The 18,384-nt window shown below is 64.9% G+C and carries 16 protein-coding genes; 11 read left to right on the forward strand and 5 right to left on the reverse strand.

Annotation, left to right across the window (positions count from 1 at the left end; translation table 11 throughout):
- Positions 1 to 3: 3 nt before the first annotated feature.
- The 4 genes from PATSB16_RS09465 to PATSB16_RS09480 all read left to right on the forward strand — a co-directional run bounded on the left by PATSB16_RS09465 (position 4) and on the right by PATSB16_RS09480 (position 4,597).
- The gene (locus PATSB16_RS09465) at positions 4 to 1,392 is read left to right on the forward strand and encodes a sodium:solute symporter family protein (protein ID WP_047213909.1); all 1,389 of its coding nucleotides are present in this window, start codon (positions 4 to 6) and stop codon (positions 1,390 to 1,392) included.
- Between the two features lie 49 nt (positions 1,393 to 1,441).
- Positions 1,442 to 3,091: an amidohydrolase gene (locus PATSB16_RS09470; protein WP_047213910.1), complete on the forward strand. Its 1,650-nt coding sequence runs from the start codon at positions 1,442 to 1,444 to the stop codon at positions 3,089 to 3,091.
- Positions 3,084 to 4,055: a CobW family GTP-binding protein gene (locus tag PATSB16_RS09475; protein WP_047213911.1), complete on the forward strand. Its 972-nt coding sequence runs from the start codon at positions 3,084 to 3,086 to the stop codon at positions 4,053 to 4,055. Before PATSB16_RS09470 ends, PATSB16_RS09475 begins: the two co-directional genes overlap by 8 nt.
- A 113-nt stretch (positions 4,056 to 4,168) precedes the next feature.
- Positions 4,169 to 4,597 carry a GlcG/HbpS family heme-binding protein gene (locus PATSB16_RS09480; RefSeq protein WP_047213912.1) on the forward strand — a complete coding sequence of 143 codons (429 nt, stop codon included), beginning with the start codon at positions 4,169 to 4,171 and terminating at the stop codon, positions 4,595 to 4,597.
- Between the two features lie 50 nt (positions 4,598 to 4,647).
- Here the strand turns inward: PATSB16_RS09480 and PATSB16_RS09485 are convergent, their stop codons facing one another.
- On the reverse strand, positions 4,648 to 5,292 hold the full coding sequence (locus tag PATSB16_RS09485) for a TetR/AcrR family transcriptional regulator (RefSeq protein ID WP_047213913.1): 645 nt from the start codon (positions 5,290 to 5,292) through the stop codon (positions 4,648 to 4,650).
- A gap of 129 nt (positions 5,293 to 5,421) precedes the next feature.
- Between PATSB16_RS09485 and PATSB16_RS09490 the strand changes: the two genes are divergently transcribed.
- The 3 genes from PATSB16_RS09490 (at position 5,422) to PATSB16_RS09500 (ending at position 7,928) form a co-directional block, all read left to right on the forward strand.
- The gene (locus tag PATSB16_RS09490; protein WP_047213914.1) at positions 5,422 to 5,856 is read left to right on the forward strand and encodes a VOC family protein; all 435 of its coding nucleotides are present in this window, start codon (positions 5,422 to 5,424) and stop codon (positions 5,854 to 5,856) included.
- A gap of 38 nt (positions 5,857 to 5,894) precedes the next feature.
- Complete coding sequence (locus PATSB16_RS09495; RefSeq protein ID WP_047213915.1) at positions 5,895 to 7,346, forward strand: DHA2 family efflux MFS transporter permease subunit; 1,452 nt, start codon at positions 5,895 to 5,897, stop codon at positions 7,344 to 7,346.
- 66 nt (positions 7,347 to 7,412) lie between these two features.
- Positions 7,413 to 7,928 (forward strand): hypothetical protein, encoded by a 516-nt coding sequence (locus tag PATSB16_RS09500; protein ID WP_047213916.1) that lies wholly within the window; start codon positions 7,413 to 7,415, stop codon positions 7,926 to 7,928.
- Between the two features lie 12 nt (positions 7,929 to 7,940).
- Here PATSB16_RS09500 and boxA read toward each other — a convergent pair whose 3' ends face one another.
- From boxA to PATSB16_RS09520, 4 genes are all read right to left on the reverse strand, one after another.
- Positions 7,941 to 9,188, reverse strand: a complete 1,248-nt coding sequence (gene boxA, locus PATSB16_RS09505; protein WP_047213917.1) for a benzoyl-CoA 2,3-epoxidase subunit BoxA — start codon at positions 9,186 to 9,188, stop codon at positions 7,941 to 7,943.
- A 38-nt stretch (positions 9,189 to 9,226) separates the two neighbouring features.
- Positions 9,227 to 10,654 (reverse strand): benzoyl-CoA 2,3-epoxidase subunit BoxB, encoded by a 1,428-nt coding sequence (boxB, locus tag PATSB16_RS09510; RefSeq protein WP_047213918.1) that lies wholly within the window; start codon positions 10,652 to 10,654, stop codon positions 9,227 to 9,229.
- A gap of 83 nt (positions 10,655 to 10,737) precedes the next feature.
- Positions 10,738 to 12,396, reverse strand: a complete 1,659-nt coding sequence (gene boxC / locus PATSB16_RS09515) for a 2,3-epoxybenzoyl-CoA dihydrolase (protein WP_047213919.1) — start codon at positions 12,394 to 12,396, stop codon at positions 10,738 to 10,740.
- 120 nt (positions 12,397 to 12,516) lie between these two features.
- Positions 12,517 to 13,428, reverse strand: a complete 912-nt coding sequence (locus PATSB16_RS09520) for a helix-turn-helix transcriptional regulator (protein ID WP_237170361.1) — start codon at positions 13,426 to 13,428, stop codon at positions 12,517 to 12,519.
- A gap of 189 nt (positions 13,429 to 13,617) precedes the next feature.
- Between PATSB16_RS09520 and PATSB16_RS09525 the strand changes: the two genes are divergently transcribed.
- The 4 genes from PATSB16_RS09525 (at position 13,618) to PATSB16_RS09540 (ending at position 18,319) form a co-directional block, all read left to right on the forward strand.
- On the forward strand, positions 13,618 to 14,091 hold the full coding sequence (locus tag PATSB16_RS09525; protein WP_047213920.1) for a DUF4863 family protein: 474 nt from the start codon (positions 13,618 to 13,620) through the stop codon (positions 14,089 to 14,091).
- A 74-nt stretch (positions 14,092 to 14,165) separates the two neighbouring features.
- On the forward strand, positions 14,166 to 15,749 hold the full coding sequence (locus tag PATSB16_RS09530) for a 3,4-dehydroadipyl-CoA semialdehyde dehydrogenase (protein WP_047213921.1): 1,584 nt from the start codon (positions 14,166 to 14,168) through the stop codon (positions 15,747 to 15,749).
- A gap of 105 nt (positions 15,750 to 15,854) precedes the next feature.
- Positions 15,855 to 17,441, forward strand: coding sequence for a benzoate-CoA ligase family protein (locus PATSB16_RS09535; RefSeq protein ID WP_047213922.1), 1,587 nt, complete (start codon positions 15,855 to 15,857; stop codon positions 17,439 to 17,441).
- Positions 17,438 to 18,319 carry an alpha/beta fold hydrolase gene (locus tag PATSB16_RS09540; protein ID WP_047213923.1) on the forward strand — a complete coding sequence of 294 codons (882 nt, stop codon included), beginning with the start codon at positions 17,438 to 17,440 and terminating at the stop codon, positions 18,317 to 18,319. Before PATSB16_RS09535 ends, PATSB16_RS09540 begins: the two co-directional genes overlap by 4 nt.
- Positions 18,320 to 18,384: the final 65 nt, after the last annotated feature.

An 18,384-nucleotide genomic window follows, 5' to 3' on the forward strand; every position in this document is an offset into this window, starting at 1 on the left:
CCCATGTCGACCGTCGTCTTTCTTGGCTTAATCATCTTCTCCATTTACTTGGCAGTTCGATCTAAAAAGGGGCATGGCGCGCAAAGCGTGCACGATTTTTTCGTGGCATCGCGCCAGTTCGGCGCCTACCTGGTGTTCTTTCTCGCGGCGGGTGAAATCTACAGCATCGGCACCATGGTCGGGTTCCCCGGCGGCATTTATGCCAAAGGCCCCACGTATGGCATCTGGTTCCTGGGCTATATCCTGCTGGCCTACCCGATCGGCTATTTCATCGGGCCCAAAATCTGGGAGGCCGGCAAGCGCTTCAACGCGATCACGTTGCCCGACCTGTTCAAAGGACACTATCGCAGCCGCGCGCTGGAGATCGTCGTGGCGGCATCCGCCATTCTGTTTCTGTTGCCATGGGGACAGTTGCAGTTCACCGGCCTGGTCGCCGCGCTCAAAGGGTTGGGCTGGGATTTCCAGCCGCTATATCTGATTCTGATCGCCGCGGCGCTGGCGTTCACCTATATCGCCATCTCCGGCGTGCGTGCTTCGGCCTACATTGCGGTACTCAAGGACGTGTTGATGGTGCTGGCGATTGTGATCACCGGCGTGGCGGTCGCCTGGGAGACCGGCGTGACGCACGTGTTCCACACCGCCAGCCAGCACTTCAGCAATCACATGGATTCGCGGCAGCTGTCGTTCTCGATGAGCACCATGCTGTTTCAGTCGCTCGGCTTTTACATGATGCCGTTCGGCGTGCAGAATTTTTTCACGGCCAGGAGCGCCAATACGATCCGGCGCACCCAGGTGGCCATGCCGCTGTATATGCTGATGTATCCGTTCCTGGTGCTGGCGTCCTATTACGCGCTGAGCCAGAACCTGCATCTGGGCTCGCCCAATGAGGCTTTCTTCGCTGCGGCAATCCGCCTGTTGCCGGGCTGGCTGCTCGGCCTGGTGGCCGCCGGAGCGTCGCTCTCGGGCCTGCTGGTGCTGGCCGGGATCTGCCTGGCGATCGGCCCGATCGTCACGCGCAATCTGTTGCCGCACATGCCGGAGAGCAAGCAAAAGACCGGCGCGAAGGTGGTGATCGTCATCTACCTGCTGGTGTCGATCGTGATGACGCTGCTCACACCGAAGCTGATGCTCACGCTGATCAACACCGCGTACTATGGCATCACGCAGTTCTTCCCCGGCATGATGGTGATTCTGTTCGGCCTGCGGGTGAAGCCCGTCGCAATTGCGCTGGGCATCCTGACCGGTCAGATCATGGCGGTCGCGCTCTACCTGCATCACATCGATCTGGGCGGCCTGAATCTCGGGCTGGTCTGCCTGGTCGCCAATATCGCGGTTGCCTCGGTGGCCAATCTGCTGGCCGGCGGCCAGGCGCGGGTGCAGTCCGCCTCGTGAGCCCTGGCGGGCTCGTTTTTGAATTCGGAAAACCAGGAATAAAAGTCGCATGCAATCCAGTCAGATCAGCATTTTTGTCGCCAGGAAAATCCTGACGATGAACCCGGCTCAACCCTTTGCGACCCACGTGGCCGTGCGCGATGGCAAAGTGCTGGCGCTTGGCGGTCTCGACGACGTACGTCAATGGGGCGAGGCCGAAGTGATCGACACATTGCGCGACAAGGTGCTCATGCCCGGCCTGGTCGAAGGCCATTGCCATCTGATGGAAGGCGCGATGTGGGACGCCGTATACGTCGGCTACTACGACCGGCGCGGGCCGGACGGCAAGCTCTGGCACGGCTTGAAAAGCCTCGATCAGGTGATCGAACGGCTGCGTGCGGCGCAGGCGGCGCTGACCGACCCGGCCGCGCCGCTGCTGGCCTGGGGCTTCGATCCGATCTTCTTCGGCACGCAGCGCCTGTCGGTCAAGGAGCTCGACACCGTCTCGGCACAGCGCCCTATCGTGATATTGCATGCCAGCGTGCACCTGATGAACGTCAACTCGGCCATGCTCGGGCTGGCCGGCATCGACGAGGATACCGATATCGATGGTATCGACAAGGATGGCCTGGGACAGCCGACCGGCGAGCTGCATGAGTTCGCGGCAATGTTCCCGGTGTACCGGGTGATCGGCAAGCAGTTGTCGATTGCCGCCAGCGAGAAGCCGAGCGCGATCTGGAATTTCGGCAGGGTCGCGCAGCTCGCCGGCGTGACCACGGCCACCGACCTGGTCAATGACCTCTCCGCACTGGGCAATCGCAATCTACACGAGGTCACCGCCAGTGCCGACTATCCGGTGCGAATCGTGCCGGCCTTCGCGCCGCAGCGCAGCCCCGGCGAAGGCGCCGAAAAAGTGCTGGCGGCGATGGCCGGGAGCACCGACAAATTGAAATTCGGCCCGATCAAGTTTATCGTCGACGGCTCGATCCAGGGCTTCACCGCCCGCCTGCTGTGGCCCGGCTATTTCGGCGGCCAGGCCAACGGATTATGGCTGGTCCCGCCCGACCAGCTGGTCGAGCTGTTCACGCCCTATCATTGCGCGGGCTTGCAGTTGCATATCCACACCAACGGCGACGAAGCCACCGAGGTGGTGCTCGATGCGCTCGAGACGATTCTCGATCAGCACCCGCGCCGCGATCATCGTCATACCTTGCAGCACTGCCAGATGGCCAGCCCGAGCCAGCTCGCACGCGCCGCGCAATTGGGCCTGTGCATCAATTTTTTCTCAAATCACATCTACTACTGGGGCGACGCCCACTACAGCCAGACCATGGGGCCGGACCGCGCCAACCGGATGAATGCCGCGGGCACGGCCCGGCGCCTGGGGATTCCGTTCGCATTTCATTCGGACGCGCCGATCACCCCGCTCAACCCGCTGTTTACCGCATGGTGCGCGGTCCAGCGCACCACCGCCTCGGGCCGCGTGCTCGGCCCGGGCGAGCGCATCAGCGTCGACGACGCGTTGCGCGCGATTACGCTGGGCGCTGCCTACACGCTCAAAATGGATCACCTCGTCGGCAGCATCGAGGTCGGAAAATTTGCCGATTTCGCGGTGCTCGACGACGATCCGACCGAAGTCCCCGCCGAACGCCTGAAAGACGTGAGCGTGTGGGGCACCGTGCTGGCCGGCCGCGTTTTCCAATCCCCCGAACATGACTGAGATGCCGTGCGCCGACGCGCCGCCGATCATTCTGGCGGTCATCGGCGGTTATCTCGGGGCGGGCAAAACCACCCTGCTCAACCACGTGCTCGCCCATGCGGGCGGGCGGCGCATCGCGGTACTCGTCAACGATTTCGGCGACATCAATATCGACGCGACGCTGATCCGCGAGCGCAGCAGCGACGTCATTGCGCTTGAAAACGGCTGCATCTGCTGCTCGATCGGCGGCCGCCTGGCCGACGCGCTGATGGCCATCGCCGAGCGCGCCGAGCGGCCCGAGCTGTTGCTCATCGAAGCCAGCGGGGTTTCCGACCCGACCAAGGTAGCCCAGATCGGCATGCTCGATCCGGCTTTCCGTTTGCACGGCACTATCGTGGCAGTCGACGCCGAGCGGCTCGACGCGACCCTGGGCGACGCACTGGTGGGCGATATCGCGCGGCGCCAGATCGCCGGCGCAACGGCGTTGGTGCTGACCAAAGCCGACCGCGTCGAGGCGCCCCAAAAAGCCGCCGCACGGCGCACCCTCCAATCGATCGCACCCGCCGCCTTGCAATTCGAGGCGGTGCACGGCGCGGTGCCGCTGGCGCTGTTTTTCGATACCGAGGCCATGCCGCGCGCGCCGCGCGGCGCTTCGGAGCTTCTGCGTGCAGCGCGCCCGGCGCCGCCGCACCCGGGCATCAGCAGTTTCTCCTGCCGCTCCGACACGCCGTTCGACAAGGCCTGCCTCAAGCAATTGTTCCACGACTTTCCAGCACCGTTGCTGCGCGCCAAGGGGATTGTCCGGCTTGCCGGCAAATCCGCGCCCCAGACCTTGCACGTGGTCGGCGGGCGAATGCGCGTCGCGCCTTTCACCGGCGCGGCCCCGGCGGATTCGGTGCTGGTGTTCATCGGCTGCTTCGATAGCGACGTCGAGTCCATCGTCGCCGCACGGCTGGACGCAGCCAAAATCGTTCACCGCGGCTGACGCGCCTTCGAAATTTTAGGTATTCTCGCGGGGACCTTAGGGTCGATTGAATCAACCGGATCACCAGCCGACGCGACTCTGCTCGCGTCAGCCACTACCCAGGAAAGACAAGCATGAAACAGATTCCCACGCTAGAAGCCGCCGACGTGCGCAAGATCCTCGACGCCGCGCAAGCCGAAGCGCTCGCGCAACAATGGAACGTCTCGATCGCGGTGGTCGACAACGGTGCCCAACTGCTCGGCTTTGTGCGCCTGGACGGCGCGGCGCCGCTGTCGGCGAAAATCGCCGTGGGCAAGGCCAATACCGCCGCCATCTCGCGCAAGGAAAGCAAGTTTTACGAGGAAGTCGTCAAAGGCGGGCGCACCGCGTTCCTGTCGGTGCCCGACATGGTGGTGCTCGAGGGCGGTGTGCCGATTCTGGTCGATGGACAATGCATCGGCGCGGTCGGCGTGTCGGGTGTGCGCTCCGACCAGGACGCCCAGGTCGCACGGGCCGGCATCAAGGCGCTCGCCGACGCGCACGGCCTGAACATCGCACTCTGAGCCGCGCGAGCGCCGGCACCGCCGGCGTTCGCCGAAACGGCAGCCCTTCGTTACAGCCCCTTCTCGACCATCGCCAACAGCCGCAGTCCGATCGCGTCGATCTGCTCGCTTGGCTGGGCCCGCAAGGGGCCGTCGATCACCAGCAGCGCCAGCCCGTGCACGGCCGACCACGCCAGGTATTCGGCGTCGGGCCGCCGCTCGTGTGGCAACACGCCGGCCACCACCAGCCGGTCCAGCGCGGCACTCAATAGCTGAAACGGATTCAGCCCGCTGTTGCCGGCCTTGGCCGGATCGACATCGTTCTCCACCTCGTCAGGCACCGAAAAGGCCGTGCGGAACAGCCCGGTTTCCGTCCGGGCAAAGCGCAGGTACCCAGCGCCAATGGCCGCCAGGCTCGCGCGGGCGTATTCCGGCGAGCGCGGTGGCGCCTCCAGCTTGTCCAGTTCCTCCTCCATGGCGATCGCCAGCGCCGAGAGCGACGCCGCCCTGACCGCCTGCAGCAGATCCTGCTTGCTGGCGAAATGACGGTAGGCCGCATTGGGCACCACGCCGGCGCGCCGCGTCGCCTCGCGCAACACGACCGCCCCCGGCCCGCCGTCGCGCGCCAACTGCAACCCGGCCTCGAGCAGCGCCTGGCGCAAATTGCCGTGCCGGTAGGTGGTTCGGGCGGGCTGCTTTGCTTCCAGATTCGACATTCTGACTCCTTGTGGACGGCGTCCATTTTATCTGCTATCTTTTGTGGACAGTGTACACAAATTTTCCATCAAGCGCGGCCAAACCGCTTGACCCACGGCGTTCGCGCCATCCACCTGAAAGGAGTCACGATGCAAATTTTCCCGTACCTGTTCTTTGATGGACGTTGCGACGAAGCGATCGAGTTCTACCGCGGCGCGCTGGGCGCCGAGGTGACCATGCTCATGCGCATGAAGGACGCCCCGCCCGACGTGCAAGGGCAATGCGCGCCGGCCGGAGCCGAAGAGAAAGTCATGCACGTCACGATGCGCGTGGGCGACACGCTGCTGCACGCGTCCGACGGCGCCACGGGCGGCATGACCTTCAGTGGCAAGCCGGAATTTCGCGGCGTATCGCTGTCGCTGACGCTGAGCGACCCCGATGACGCCCGGCGGCGCTTCGACGCGCTGGCTGCAGGCGGTCAAGTGCTGATGCCGTTGGACAAGACCTTCTTCTCGCCCTGCTTTGGCATGGTGACCGACCGCTTCGGTGTATCGTGGATGGTGATCATTCCCGAACACCCGTAGGCCAATAACCCGTCTGCAAACCTGGAGGAACAACCTGCATGACCCACGCTGACGACGAACGCACACGCTGGCTGGCCCTGCTGGTACTGTGCCTGGGCGTGCTGATGATCGTGCTCGATACGACCATCGTCAATGTCGCCCTGCCCTCGATCCGAGCCGATCTTGGCTTTTCCGAGACGTCGCTGGTGTGGGTCGTCAACGCCTATATGCTGACCTTCGGCGGCTTCCTGCTGCTCGGCGGCCGGCTGGGCGACCTGTTCGGACACCGCCGCCTGTTCCTGTGCGGCATCGTGTGCTTCACCGCCGCCTCGCTGGCATGCGGTCTGTCGAACTCGCAGTGGCTGCTGATTGCCGCGCGCACCGTGCAGGGCTTCGGCGGTGCGGTGGTGTCGGCCCTCGCGCTGTCGCTGATCATGAATCTGTTCGTCGAGCCGGCCGAGCGCGCCCGGGCGATGGGGGTCTATGGCTTCGTGTGCGCCGGCGGCGGCAGTATCGGCGTACTGCTCGGCGGCGTGCTTACCGCATCGTTGAGCTGGCATTGGATTTTCCTGGTCAATCTGCCGATCGGCGTCGTGGTCTTTTTCCTGTGCCGCACACTGCTGCCCGCCCACCGGGTCACGGCCGAGGCTGGTCGCCTCGATGTCGCCGGCGCGCTCACCGTGACGGCGTCGCTGATCCTGGCGGTCTATGCCATCGTCAACGGCAACGCGGCGGGCTGGGGGTCGCTGCGCACGCTCGGCCTGCTGGCGATCGCCGCGCTGTGCTTCGCGTTGTTCATCGGCATCGAGGCGCGCATGCGCCACCCGCTGGTGCCACTGGGCCTGTTTCGCGCACGCAACGTCACCATCGCCAACGTCGTCGGCGTCCTGTGGGCCGCCGCGATGTTCGCGTGGTTTTTCATCTCCGCGCTGTATCTGCAGTTGGTGCTTGACTACAGTCCGATGCAGGTCGGCCTGGCATTTCTGCCGGCCAACCTGATCATGGCAGCCTTTTCGCTGGGCCTGTCGGCCAGGCTGGTGATGCGCCTTGGCATCAAACGGCCGCTGGTCGCCGGGCTGTTGATGGCATCGGTCGGCCTGATGCTGTTTGCCCGCGCTCCCGTGCACGGCAATTTCCTGGCCGACGTGCTGCCCGGCATGCTGCTGCTGGGGCTGGGCGCGGGGATCGCCTTCAACCCGGTGCTGCTGGCGGCGATGAGCGACGTCGCGCCGAGCGACTCCGGACTGGCCTCGGGCGTGGTCAACACTTCGTTCATGATGGGCGGCGCGCTTGGTCTGGCAATTCTCGCCAGCCTGGCTGCGGCCGTTTCGAGCGGCACGCAAGCCGCCGGCGCGAGTTCCCTCGCGGCGCTCAATGCCGGCTATCACGCCGCCTTCATGTCAGGCGCGATCTCCGCGGTCGCGGCCGCCCTGATCGGCGCTTTGCTGCTCAGGGTGCGGGAGCCCAACGGCGACGGCGCGATTTTGTCATCCGATGCCACGGGCTCCTAGCGGGCCGTCGCGCGCGACGGGTTAGAATTGCCGTCCTGCGCAATACCTCCCGGAACCCGCCTGGCCATGACCGAATCCGTTTCGCTATCGCATCTACCCGACCCATCCGCCGCCGACGACACCGCGCCGATACAGGCCCCGCGACTCTGGCGCCAGGACGGCTGGACCGCACAGGTCATCAAGAATGAAGACGACGAGGGCTGGGCCGTGGCGATGTATAAGGACGGCGAGGCCGAACCCGCGCTGGTCGGCCCGTGGACCATGGGGCGCGACAAGAAGAACCCCAAGCCGCTGGACGGCGCGGCGTTCCGCACCTTGGTGAAAACCGCCTCGGAGGTATTGCGCCGGCACGAGCAGCATCTGCAGGCGATGCTGCACAAGCGCATCGACATCGCGACCGCCGGCGGTACTATCACCGTGCTGCTCGACATCGTGCCGGACGAAGACGATCCTTATGCCTGCCTGAGCGCACGCGACGCGGGCGATGAACTGCTCGCCGAGGTGCGCGTGAGGCCCGGTTTCAAGCTCAACGCCACCACGGCGGCCGCCTGGATCGCCGATGACTTCAATCCGCCGCGCTGATTCGCGAGATTTTCAGTAGGTTTCCAGATGCAGCCGGCCGTCGCGTTTTAGCTTGGGCCACAAGGTCTCCCACGCCAGGCCGTGCTGATCGGCGATGGCCTGCAGCGCCTGCAGCACGCCGTCCTCCATGCCCTTGAGGCCGCACACGTAAATGTAGGTGCTGTCGTCGCGCAGCAGTTGCGCGACGTCGGCCGCACGCTCGCGCATCACGTCCTGGACGTATCGCTTGGGCTGCCCCGGCGTGCGCGAGAAGGCGAAATTGGTGTCGATGAAATCCTTGGGCAGGTTCAGCAGCGGCCCGAAATAGGGCAGCTCCTCCTGCGTGCGTGCACCGAAGAAAAGCATGAGTTTGCCGGTCGCGCCCTTGAGCCGGCGCCGCCGCCGATACTCCGTCATGGCCCGCATCGGCGCCGAGCCGGTGCCGGTGCAGATCATCAGCAAATGCGAGTCGGCGTGGTTCGGCATCAGGAATGTATTGCCGAAGGGGCCGATCACCTCCACCGTGTCGCCTTTCTTCAGATCGCACAGATAGTTCGAGCACACCCCGTCGACGCGCTTGCCCTGATAGTCTTGCGTCACGCGTTTGACCGTCAGCGAGATGTTGTTGTAACCCTTGCGCTCGCCGTCGCGCGGACTGGCAATCGAGTACTGGCGAGCATGGTGCGCCCGCCCGTCGGGCGCCGTGCCCGGCGGCAGAATGCCGAGCGACTGCCCCTCGAGCACGGGGAACGGCGTGGTGCCGAAATCGAGCACGATGTGGTGGATATCGCTCTCGGTCGCGGCTTCGGTGAGGCGGTAATTGCCCACCACCGTCGCCCGCAGCGGCGCCTTGTGCGTATAGAGGTTGACGTACGGCTTGGCGGCCGACCACGGCGGCACGGTCGATCCACGCACCGTATCGACCTCGATGCCGGCCGGCTCGGCAGCAGCCTGCGCGCCAACGCCGCCTTCGGCCTGCCCGGCGCGCAGCGCATCGTCGGCGGTGGTGCCCTGCGCGGGCAGCACGTCCCACGTGAATTGCTCGTCGATGCTGTAGGCTTCGGCCCGCAGCACCGTGCGCCAATTGTCGATCGCGCCGGTCGGACATGGCGAGACGCACGCCATGCAGCCGTTGCAGACGTCGGCCCGCACGACATAATTATTGTCGTCGTGGGTGATCGCATCGATCGGACACGTCTCTTCGCAGGTATTGCAGCGAATGCAGATTTCGGGATCGATCAAATGTTGCTTGAGTACCTCGATCGAAACTGGGCCGTTCATAGTTGTCTCCACCACCGTCCGATAACCACCGTCAGCGCTTAGTTGAAGCGGACGTATTCAAAATCCACCGGCTGGCGATTGATGCCCATCGCCGGCGGCGCAATCCAGTTGGCGAACTTGCCGGGTTCCATCACCCGTCCCATCAATGACGCGACGTAAGCGCGGTCCTCCGGCGTGGGCAGCCACTTGGCCTGGTTAGCCTGCCATTCGGCCTCGCTGATCACGCGCCCGTCGGGCGCCACGCGCACCCCGGCGAAGGTGCCGATCTGACGGTTGAAAGCCTTGTGCGGCACCGTCAGGCGCACGTCGATGCCCGCTTTCTCCAGCACTTTGTTCCAACGCCCGACGCCAGCCACGGAGTCCTTGATGTAGTCGTCGCGCAGCACTTCGTTCATGGCGTTGAGCATCGGCACTTCGCGCTCGACCAGCTTGCCGTCCTGCACGTCGAGCAAGCGGTACATCTGGCCGTTCAACTGATGATCGTCGTCGCGCTTGCCTTCTTCGTAGCGCCCCTTCAAACCGGAATTATAGAAAGTGGCTGCGTTCGACGACTGATCGGCGCCGAACAGATCGATGGTTACCGAATAATGGAAATTGATGTAACGCTGGATGGTCGCCAAATCGATCACGCCGGCCGCGCGGATCTTGCTCACATCGTCGGTCTTGAGTTCGTTCATCACTTGCGCGGTGCGCTGGATCACGCGCGAGACGCCCGATTCGCCGACGAACATATGATGCGCTTCTTCGGTCAGCATGAACTTGGTGGTGCGGGCCAGCGGATCGAAGCCGGATTCGGCCAGCGCGGAGAGCTGGAACTTGCCATCGCGGTCGGTGAAGTAAGTGAACATATAGAACGACAACCAGTCAGGCGTCTTCTCGTTGAAGGCACCGAGGATGCGGGGATTGTCGGCGTCGCCCGAGCGCCGCTCGAGCAGCGCCTCGGCTTCCTCACGGCCGTCGCGGCCGAAATAGCGATGCAGCAGATACACCATCGCCCACAGGTGGCGGCCCTCTTCCACGTTCACCTGGAACAGGTTACGCAAATCGTACATCGACGGCGCGGTCAGCCCGAGGTGGCGCTGCTGCTCGACCGACGCCGGTTCCGTGTCGCCCTGCGTGACGATGATGCGGCGCAGGTTGGCGCGATGCTCGCCCGGCACCTCCTGCCATGCCGCTTCACCCTTGTGTTCGCCGAAGTGAATCTTGCGGTCTTCCTGACCCGGAGTCAGGAAAATGCCCCAGCGGTAGTCGGGCATCTTCACGTGATCGAAGTGCGCCCAGCCGCCGGCGTCGACGCTGACCGCCGTGCGCAGATACACGTCGTAGCCGTGCGAGCCCTCCGGGCCCATATCGCCCCACCACGACAGAAAATTCGGCTGCCACTGCTCGAGCGCACGCTGCAGTGTGCGATCGTCTGCCAGATTGACATTGTTCGGGATCTTTTCGCTGTAATTGATCGAAGACATGATTCGGTTCCTGTGCAAAGGCGCTGCATTGTCTCCAGCGGTCGGTGCAGACGCGCACCGGCCGCCGCTTGATATGAATTGGGTTAAACGCGCGAGATGTCGAACTGGGCCTTGCTGCCCTTGCCGTACACCTTGAGGGCACCGCGCTCGCCGACCGCGTTGGGCCGGTTGAAGATCCAGTTCTGCCATGCCGAGAGCCGCCCGAAGATGCGCGTTTCCATCGTTTCCGGGCCATTGAAGCGCAGGTTCGCCTCCAGTCCGGTCAGCGCGTCGGGCGACATCGCCGCGCGTTCCTCGAGGGCGATGCGAATTTCATCGGCCCAGTCGATATCGTCGGGGGCGGCGGTCACCAGCCCCAATTGCTCGGCTTCGACCGGCCTGACCGGCACGCCGATCCTGGCGCGCGCGGCCTCCAGCGGCGCCGCTTCCTCGTAGAAACGGCGCGCCAGACGTGACTGGTGCGTGACCATCGGGAATAGCCCGAAGTTGGCTTCCGAGAGCGTGATGGCCGGTTCTTCTTCCTCGTTGCTCGGCAGCGCGGCCATGTAGGTGCGGTCGGCGGCGAAGGCGAACTCGGCGAAGATCCCGGCAAAGCAGGAGCCGGGCTCGATCAGCGTGAACAGCGAGCGGGACGACACGTCGATGCGCGCCAGCGTACGGCGCAGCATGCCGATGGTCTCGCGCACGAACCAGTGATCGCGGTGTTCGAGCAGCGCCGCATCGATGGCGAGCATGGTTTTCGCCTCGCCTTCGGCCTTGAAGATCCAGGTGCCGATATCGAGCTCGTTGGTGCGCATCGAGAGAATCGCATCGTCCAGCTCGCGGGCGAACTGCAGCGGCCACCAGCGCGCGCCGGCCGCCATGATCGCGTCGATCTGCGTCGCCGGCACGCCGGCCGGCGCCTTGACGGTGAAGGTCGCGGTGCGCTTGGCGCGATCGATCGCGACTGAAACGTACTCGTAGAACAGGCCGTCATCGCGCACCGAGCGCTCCAGGCGCGGCAGAGTCACGCCCTGCGCAGCGTCGGGCCGGTCGCTTTGCGCGGCCAGTTCGAGCGCGCGGGCCTGAACGCTTTGCTGGAATTGATTGGGCTTGACCACTTCGTCGACCAGGCGCCAGGTCTTGGCGCGCTCGCCGCGCACGCCTTCGACGATCGTGCAGAAAATATCGGCGCGATCATGGCGCACGCGACGCTTGTCGGTCAGGCGGGTGAGGCCGCCGGTGCCCGGCAGCACGCCCAGCAGCGGCACTTCGGGCAGCGCCACCGACGACGAGCGGTCGTCGACCAGATAAATTTCGTCGCAGGCCATTGCCAGCTCATAGCCGCCGCCGGCGCAGGCACCATTGACGGCCGCCAGAAACTTGAGCCCGGAGTGGCGCGACGAGTCTTCCAGGCCGTTGCGGGTCTCGTTGGTGAACTTGCAGAAATTGACTTTCCACGCATGTGCCGACAGCCCAAGCATGAAAATATTCGCGCCCGAGCAGAACACGCGATCTTTCAAGCTGGTGATGACCACCGTCTTGACTTCGGGGTGCTCGAAACGGATGCGCTGGATTGCGTCGTGCAGTTCGATGTCGACGCCCAGGTCGTAGGAATTGAGCTTGAGCTTATAGCCTTCGCGAATGCCGCCATCTTCGGCGATATCGATGCCCAGCGTGGCAACGGCGCCGTCGAATGACAATTTCCAATGCTTGTATTGAGTGGGATCGGTGCGGTAATCGACCGGGGGGATGGCTGACATGCTTGTCTCCTGAAATACGCGACTGGCGGGTTACAGGAAGCATAGTGCAGCAAATTGCACGAGTCAAGCATTTTAATGCATTTTATCGCAGAGGCGACTCCCGCCTCCGCCCTCGGTCGTCTATTCGGCGGCCAGACGCACCGCCAGACGGTCCCGCAGTTGCAGATAACTGTCGGCCAGCGTCTTGCCGCTGGTGTCGAACGTCATGTCGGCTTTGGCATAGAATTCGGCGCGCCCGGCCAGGATGCGCTTGAGGTCGTCCATCGCCTCCTTGTTGCCCGACATCGGACGCAGATCGCCCTGGGCGATCACGCGGCGCATATGCTCCTCGGGCGACGCCTGCAGCCAGACCGTATAACAGTGCGCAAGCAGCTGATTGAAGGTGGTGGTTTCGGACACCAACCCGCCGGGCGAGGCGATCACGGCCCGCTCATGCTCGCTGATCACGGCCTCGAGCGCGCGCTGCTCGTAGCGCCGATAGGCATTCGCGCCATATAAGGCATGAATCTCCGACGGCGGACACCCGGCCAATTGCTCGATCACGCGATTGAGTTCGACGAACGGCACCTTGAGGTCGTCGGCCAGCATGCGCCCCAGCGTCGACTTGCCCGCGCCGCGCAGGCCGATCAGTGCGATGCGATGCCGCCGGTTCGGGTCGGGCGGCGCCTGCGCGAACAGTTCCGCCAGCGCTTGCCGGGCCCGCTTGAGCGAGTCGGCATCGCGCCCGTGCAGCAACTCGCGAATCAGCAGCCATTCGGCCGAGGTGGTGGTTTCGTCGCCGATCAATTCCGCCAGCGTGCAGTTCAGTGCGTGCGTCAATTGCCGCAGAAACAGGACCGATGCATTGCCGGTGCCGGACTCGAGATTGGCCAAATGCCGCTCGGAGACCGCGGCCTCCTGTGCCAGCGCCTTGCGCGTCAGACCCCGCCGCGCGCGCAGCAGCCTGACCCGCTCACCCATGGCGCTCAGGAATGGGTCGCGCGGCGCATCCTTCTCGTGGTCGGACTCCGGCACGACTTCCAGAGGTTGCATTGCAGCACTTTGCTTCATCATTTCAATTCCATCACTTGATTTTATGTAATATAGTGCTTGACGCCGATTTTGTCGCGTGCTAATTTTCATCGCACCTCGGCAAAAATACAACGGCGTGGTCGCCACGCCCGCTCGGGCACCCGCCGCCCGCGCCGCGCCTGTTCGCACGATGATACAAGGAGACGTGCCATGTCCCCCAACGAATTCCAGCAATTGATTGCCGGCGTGACCGCGCGTCTGGCCGGACGCCCGCTCGACGGCGCCCTGGCCGCCTGGCTCAATCGCGAATACGGCGCCGGCAGCGCCGCCTACCAGGCGTTGGCCAGCGCCTGCCGGGCCGGCGTGGAAGATGGCTGGTTGTGCAACCGGGAGGCTGGCGGCATCAAATATGGCCGCATCTTCAAGGCGCTGCCGGAAACGCATGGCTTTTCAGTCGATGTTGTCGACATGCAAAACATTGCAGGCCCGCATCATGTACATCCGAACGGCGAAATCGACCTCATCATGCCGCTGACCGAGGGCGCGACGTTCGACGGCCATCCCGCAGGCTGGTGCGTCTACCAGCCGGGCAGCGCCCATCGCCCCACGGTCGCCAACGGCCAGGCGCTGGTGCTGTACTTGTTGCCCGGCGGCGCCATCGAGTTTTCCAAGACCGGCGCATAGCGCGACACCGGCTGCCTTCATGCCGATCGGCGAGGCGGACTCGTCGACTGCCCTTTCAGAGAGATTTCATCCCCATGACAGAGTTATTGAAAAACTACGTCGCCGGCCATTGGGTCGCCGGACGCGGCGACGGCAGCCTGCTGACCGATCCGGTCACCGGCGAGGCATTGGTGCGCGTGTCCAGCGACGGGCTCGATCTCGACGCGGCGTTTCGTTTTGCCCGCGACGAGGGCGCAGCGGCGCTGCGCGCACTGAGCTATGGCGCGCGTGCCGCGCTGCTGGGCGAGGTGGTCAAACTGCTGCAAAGCAAGCGCGACGACTACTACGCGATTGCGCTGGCCAACTCGGGCACCACCCGCAACGACTCCGCAGTCGACATCGACGGCGGCATTTTCACGCTGTCGCACTACGCCAAGCTTGGTGCAACACTGGGCGACGCGCAGGTGCTGAGCGACGGCGCGCCGGTCAGCCTGAGCAAAGACCAATCGTTTAACACGCGGCACGTCCTCACGCCCACGCATGGCCTCGCGCTGTTCATCAATGCGTTCAACTTCCCTTCCTGGGGATTGTGGGAAAAAGCCGCCCCGGCGCTATTGTCGGGCGTGCCGGTCATCGTCAAGCCAGCCACCGCCACCGCCTGGCTCACGCAGCGCATGGTGGCCGACGTGGTCGACGCCGGCATTCTGCCGCCGGGCGCGCTCTCGGTGATTTGCGGCAGCGCCGCCGGACTGCTCGACCGGATCGAAGCCTTCGACGTCGTGTCGTTCACCGGCTCGGCGCAGACCGCGGCGCAGTTGCGCGCCCACCCGGCCTTCGTACAGCGCGGCGCGCGCCTGAACGTCGAGGCGGACAGCCTGAACAGCGCGATCCTGGCCGTCGATGCGACGCCCGGCACCGAGGCATTCGATTTGTTCGTCAAGGAAGTGGTGCGCGAGATGACCGTCAAGTCGGGACAGAAGTGCACCGCGATCCGCCGCGCTTTCGTGCCCGCGCCGCACTTGGATGCGGTAGCCGAGGCGTTGCGCGCCCGGCTGGCCAAAATCACCGTGGGCAATCCGCGCAACGACACCGTGCGTATGGGCGCGCTGGTCAGTCGCGCCCAGTACGACACCGTGCGTGAAGGCATCGCCACGCTGGCCCAGGAGGCGGAACTGGCATTCGATGGTGGGCAAGTGCCGCTCATCGATGCCGACCCGGCGCTTGCCGCGTGCCTCGCACCTCATCTGTTCGTGCAGCGCCGGCCCGAACAGGCCGCGCATTTGCACGACGTCGAAGTGTTCGGCCCGGTCGCCACGCTCGCGCCGTACGACACGAGCGCCGGCGACGAGCGCGACGCGGTTGCGCTGGCCCGGCGCGGGCAAGGATCGCTGGTCGCCTCGGTGTTCTCGAATGACGAAACCCGCCTGGCCCGCATCGCGCTCGAGCTGGCAGGCACGCATGGGCGCGTTCACACCGTCGCGCCGTCGGTGGCGCAAAGCCAGACGGGGCACGGCAATGTGATGCCGATGTCGCTGCACGGCGGGCCCGGCCGCGCCGGCGGCGGCGAGGAACTGGGCGGACTGCGCGCGCTGGCGTTCTATCACCGGCGTACGGCAATCCAGGGCCCGAGCGCCACCGTCGCGGCCACCGCCGAGCATGCAGCGCCTTACGCCCCCTAATGTCCCGTAACGCCACTTAACCCGGAAAACCCCATTCAGCACGATTCGGACGGCGCAACAAAACGCTATTCAATAGCGCCGCCTCGCATTTCCACAGGAGGAAACATGGAAGTCCAGACGCCATCCCCGATTGCCTCGGGCGAGCTGCAGCCGCCGCCGGCGCAATTCAATTTCGCCGCGCACGTCGCAGCGCTCAATGCCGCGCGCGCCGCCAAGCCGGCCTATATCGACGATGCCGGCATGCTCAGCTACGGCGAACTGGCCGATCGCATGCGACGCTGCGCCGGCGCCTTGCGCGCGCTGGGCATTCACCCCGAAGAGCGTGTGCTGCTGGTGATGCAGGACACCGCCGATCTGCCGGTCGCGTTTCTCGGCGCACTGTATGCGGGTATCGTGCCTGTGGTCGTCAATACGCTGCTCACCGCAGACGATTACGCTTACATGCTCGGCCATTGCCACGCGCGCGCGGTGATTGCCTCAGGCCCGCTACTGGACACCGTGCGGCAGGCGCTGGCGCAAAGCGGGCAAGCCGACTGCCAGCTGATCGTGGCCGAGCCCTCGATCGCGACACCCGCCACCGTGCCCGTGTTCAGCGAGTTGGTCGCCGCGGCCACGCCGGCAGCCCAGGCCGTCGACACCAGCGCCGACGACATTGCATTCTGGCTGTATTCGTCGGGCTCGACCGGCAAGCCCAAGGGCACCGTGCACACGCACGCCAACCTTTACTGGACAGCGGAGCTGTATGCCAAGCCATTGCTGGGTATCACTGAAAGCGACATCGTCTTCTCGGCGGCCAAGCTCTTTTTTGCGTACGGACTGGGCAACGGCCTGACGTTTCCGCTGTCGGTCGGCGCGAGCGTCGTGCTGATGGCCGGGCGCCCGACCGCCGAAGCGGTATTCGAGCGGCTGGTACAGCATCGCCCGACGATTTTCTATGGCGTGCCCACGCTGTACGCCAATATGCTCGCCTCGCCGCACCTGCCGGCGCGCGAGCAGGTGGCCCTGCGTGTTTGCACCTCGGCGGGCGAGGCACTGCCGCGCGAGATCGGCGAGCACTTCCGCGCGCACTTTGGCTGCGACATTCTGGATGGCATCGGCTCGACCGAGATGCTGCACATCTTTTTGTCGAACCGGCCGGGCGACATTCATTACGGCACCACCGGCAAGCCGGTGCCGGGCTACGAGATCGAACTGCGCGACGAGGCCGGCCACCCGGTGCCCGACGGCGAGATCGGCGACCTCTACATCAAGGGTCCGAGCGCCGCGCTGATGTACTGGACCAACCGCGAGAAGTCGCGCGCGACGTTTCTCGGCGAGTGGCTCAGAAGCGGCGACAAATATCGGCGCGACGCCAACGGCTGCTACGTCTATGCCGGGCGCAGCGACGACATGCTCAAGGTCAGCGGCCAATACGTATCTCCCATCGAAGTGGAAATGGTGCTTACCCAGCACGAATGCGTGTTCGAAGCGGCCGTGGCCGGCGTCACGCACGATGGGCTGGTCAAGACGCGCGCCTTCGTGGTGCTGCGGCGGGGCTTCACCGGCTCGGACACGTTGGCAGCCGATCTGAAGGCGTTCGTCAAGACCCGCCTGGCGCCGCACAAGTATCCGCGCGAGATCGTCTTCGTCGACGATCTGCCGAAGACCGCCACCGGTAAAATACAGCGCTTCAAGTTGAGGGAATTGTTATGAGCGCCGACGCTTCGCGTTCCGTTGCCGCCGCTTCGTCCGGAACGGCATTGATTTCACTGCCTGCCTCCATATCGACAGGTCCGCTGGAACTCGAATATCAGTGGCTCGACACAGCCGCGCCCGACGCGCCGCTGGCCGTGTTTCTGCACGAGGGACTCGGATCGGTGGCGATGTGGAAAGACTGGCCGCGAACGCTTTGCGCAACCCTCGGCATGCGCGGGCTGGTGTACTCGCGCCCCGGCTACGGTCGTTCGAGCCCTCGCGCGGCCGATGAAAAATGGCCGGTGACGTTCATGCATCGCCAGGCCCGCGAGGTGCTGCCCGCATTGCTCGATGCGCTGGGCGTCGATGCGGATCAGCGCTCGCGCATGTGGCTGGTCGGGCATAGCGACGGCGGTTCGATCGCCCTGCTCTATGCCGCGGCGTTTCCCGATGCGCTGGCCGGCGCGGTGGTGATCGCGCCGCACGTGTTCGTCGAAGACGTGTCGGTGCAGAACATCGCGCAAGCCAGGCAGGCCTACACCGATATCGACATGGGCTTGCGTGCGCGCCTGGCGCGCTATCACGATGACGTCGACTCGGCCTTCTGGGGCTGGAACGATATCTGGCTCGATCCGGCCTTTCGGGACTGGAACATCGAGGGCGCGCTGGGCGCCATACGCTGCCCGTTGCTGGCGGTACAGGGGTTCGACGACGAGTACGGCACGATGGCGCAGATGGACAGCATCGGCCACCACGTGCGGCACGCGCAGGTCGTCAAGCTGCCCGGCTGCGGCCACTCACCGCATCGCGACGCGCCGGACGCGCTGAATCAACACATCAAGGCTTTCGTGAGCTCGCCCGCGGCGCGGCCCGCGCAGCCGGCGCAGTTGCCGTAGCCGCCGCAGGCCCGGCCGATTCCGGTACGCGCGCGGTGAATACCGCTTCGATCCGTTGCGCGTTG

The sequence above is a fragment of the Pandoraea thiooxydans genome, from assembly GCF_001931675.1.
Classification (GTDB): Bacteria; Pseudomonadota; Gammaproteobacteria; order Burkholderiales; family Burkholderiaceae; genus Pandoraea; species Pandoraea thiooxydans.

Excerpts from the sequence above, each read along its gene's own strand:
- PATSB16_RS09465 (WP_047213909.1), top strand. The coding sequence starts at position 4 with ATGTCGACCGTCGTCTTTCTTGGCTTAATCATCTTCTCCATTTACTTG.
- PATSB16_RS09470 (WP_047213910.1), top strand. The coding sequence starts at position 1,442 with ATGCAATCCAGTCAGATCAGCATTTTTGTCGCCAGGAAAATCCTGACG.
- PATSB16_RS09475 (WP_047213911.1), top strand. The coding sequence starts at position 3,084 with ATGACTGAGATGCCGTGCGCCGACGCGCCGCCGATCATTCTGGCGGTC.
- PATSB16_RS09480 (WP_047213912.1), top strand. The coding sequence starts at position 4,169 with ATGAAACAGATTCCCACGCTAGAAGCCGCCGACGTGCGCAAGATCCTC.
- PATSB16_RS09485 (WP_047213913.1), bottom strand. The coding sequence starts at position 5,292 with ATGTCGAATCTGGAAGCAAAGCAGCCCGCCCGAACCACCTACCGGCAC.
- PATSB16_RS09490 (WP_047213914.1), top strand. The coding sequence starts at position 5,422 with ATGCAAATTTTCCCGTACCTGTTCTTTGATGGACGTTGCGACGAAGCG.
- PATSB16_RS09495 (WP_047213915.1), top strand. The coding sequence starts at position 5,895 with ATGACCCACGCTGACGACGAACGCACACGCTGGCTGGCCCTGCTGGTA.
- PATSB16_RS09500 (WP_047213916.1), top strand. The coding sequence starts at position 7,413 with ATGACCGAATCCGTTTCGCTATCGCATCTACCCGACCCATCCGCCGCC.
- boxA (WP_047213917.1), bottom strand. The coding sequence starts at position 9,188 with ATGAACGGCCCAGTTTCGATCGAGGTACTCAAGCAACATTTGATCGAT.
- boxB (WP_047213918.1), bottom strand. The coding sequence starts at position 10,654 with ATGTCTTCGATCAATTACAGCGAAAAGATCCCGAACAATGTCAATCTG.
- boxC (WP_047213919.1), bottom strand. The coding sequence starts at position 12,396 with ATGTCAGCCATCCCCCCGGTCGATTACCGCACCGATCCCACTCAATAC.
- PATSB16_RS09520 (WP_237170361.1), bottom strand. The coding sequence starts at position 13,428 with ATGCAACCTCTGGAAGTCGTGCCGGAGTCCGACCACGAGAAGGATGCG.
- PATSB16_RS09525 (WP_047213920.1), top strand. The coding sequence starts at position 13,618 with ATGTCCCCCAACGAATTCCAGCAATTGATTGCCGGCGTGACCGCGCGT.
- PATSB16_RS09530 (WP_047213921.1), top strand. The coding sequence starts at position 14,166 with ATGACAGAGTTATTGAAAAACTACGTCGCCGGCCATTGGGTCGCCGGA.
- PATSB16_RS09535 (WP_047213922.1), top strand. The coding sequence starts at position 15,855 with ATGGAAGTCCAGACGCCATCCCCGATTGCCTCGGGCGAGCTGCAGCCG.
- PATSB16_RS09540 (WP_047213923.1), top strand. The coding sequence starts at position 17,438 with ATGAGCGCCGACGCTTCGCGTTCCGTTGCCGCCGCTTCGTCCGGAACG.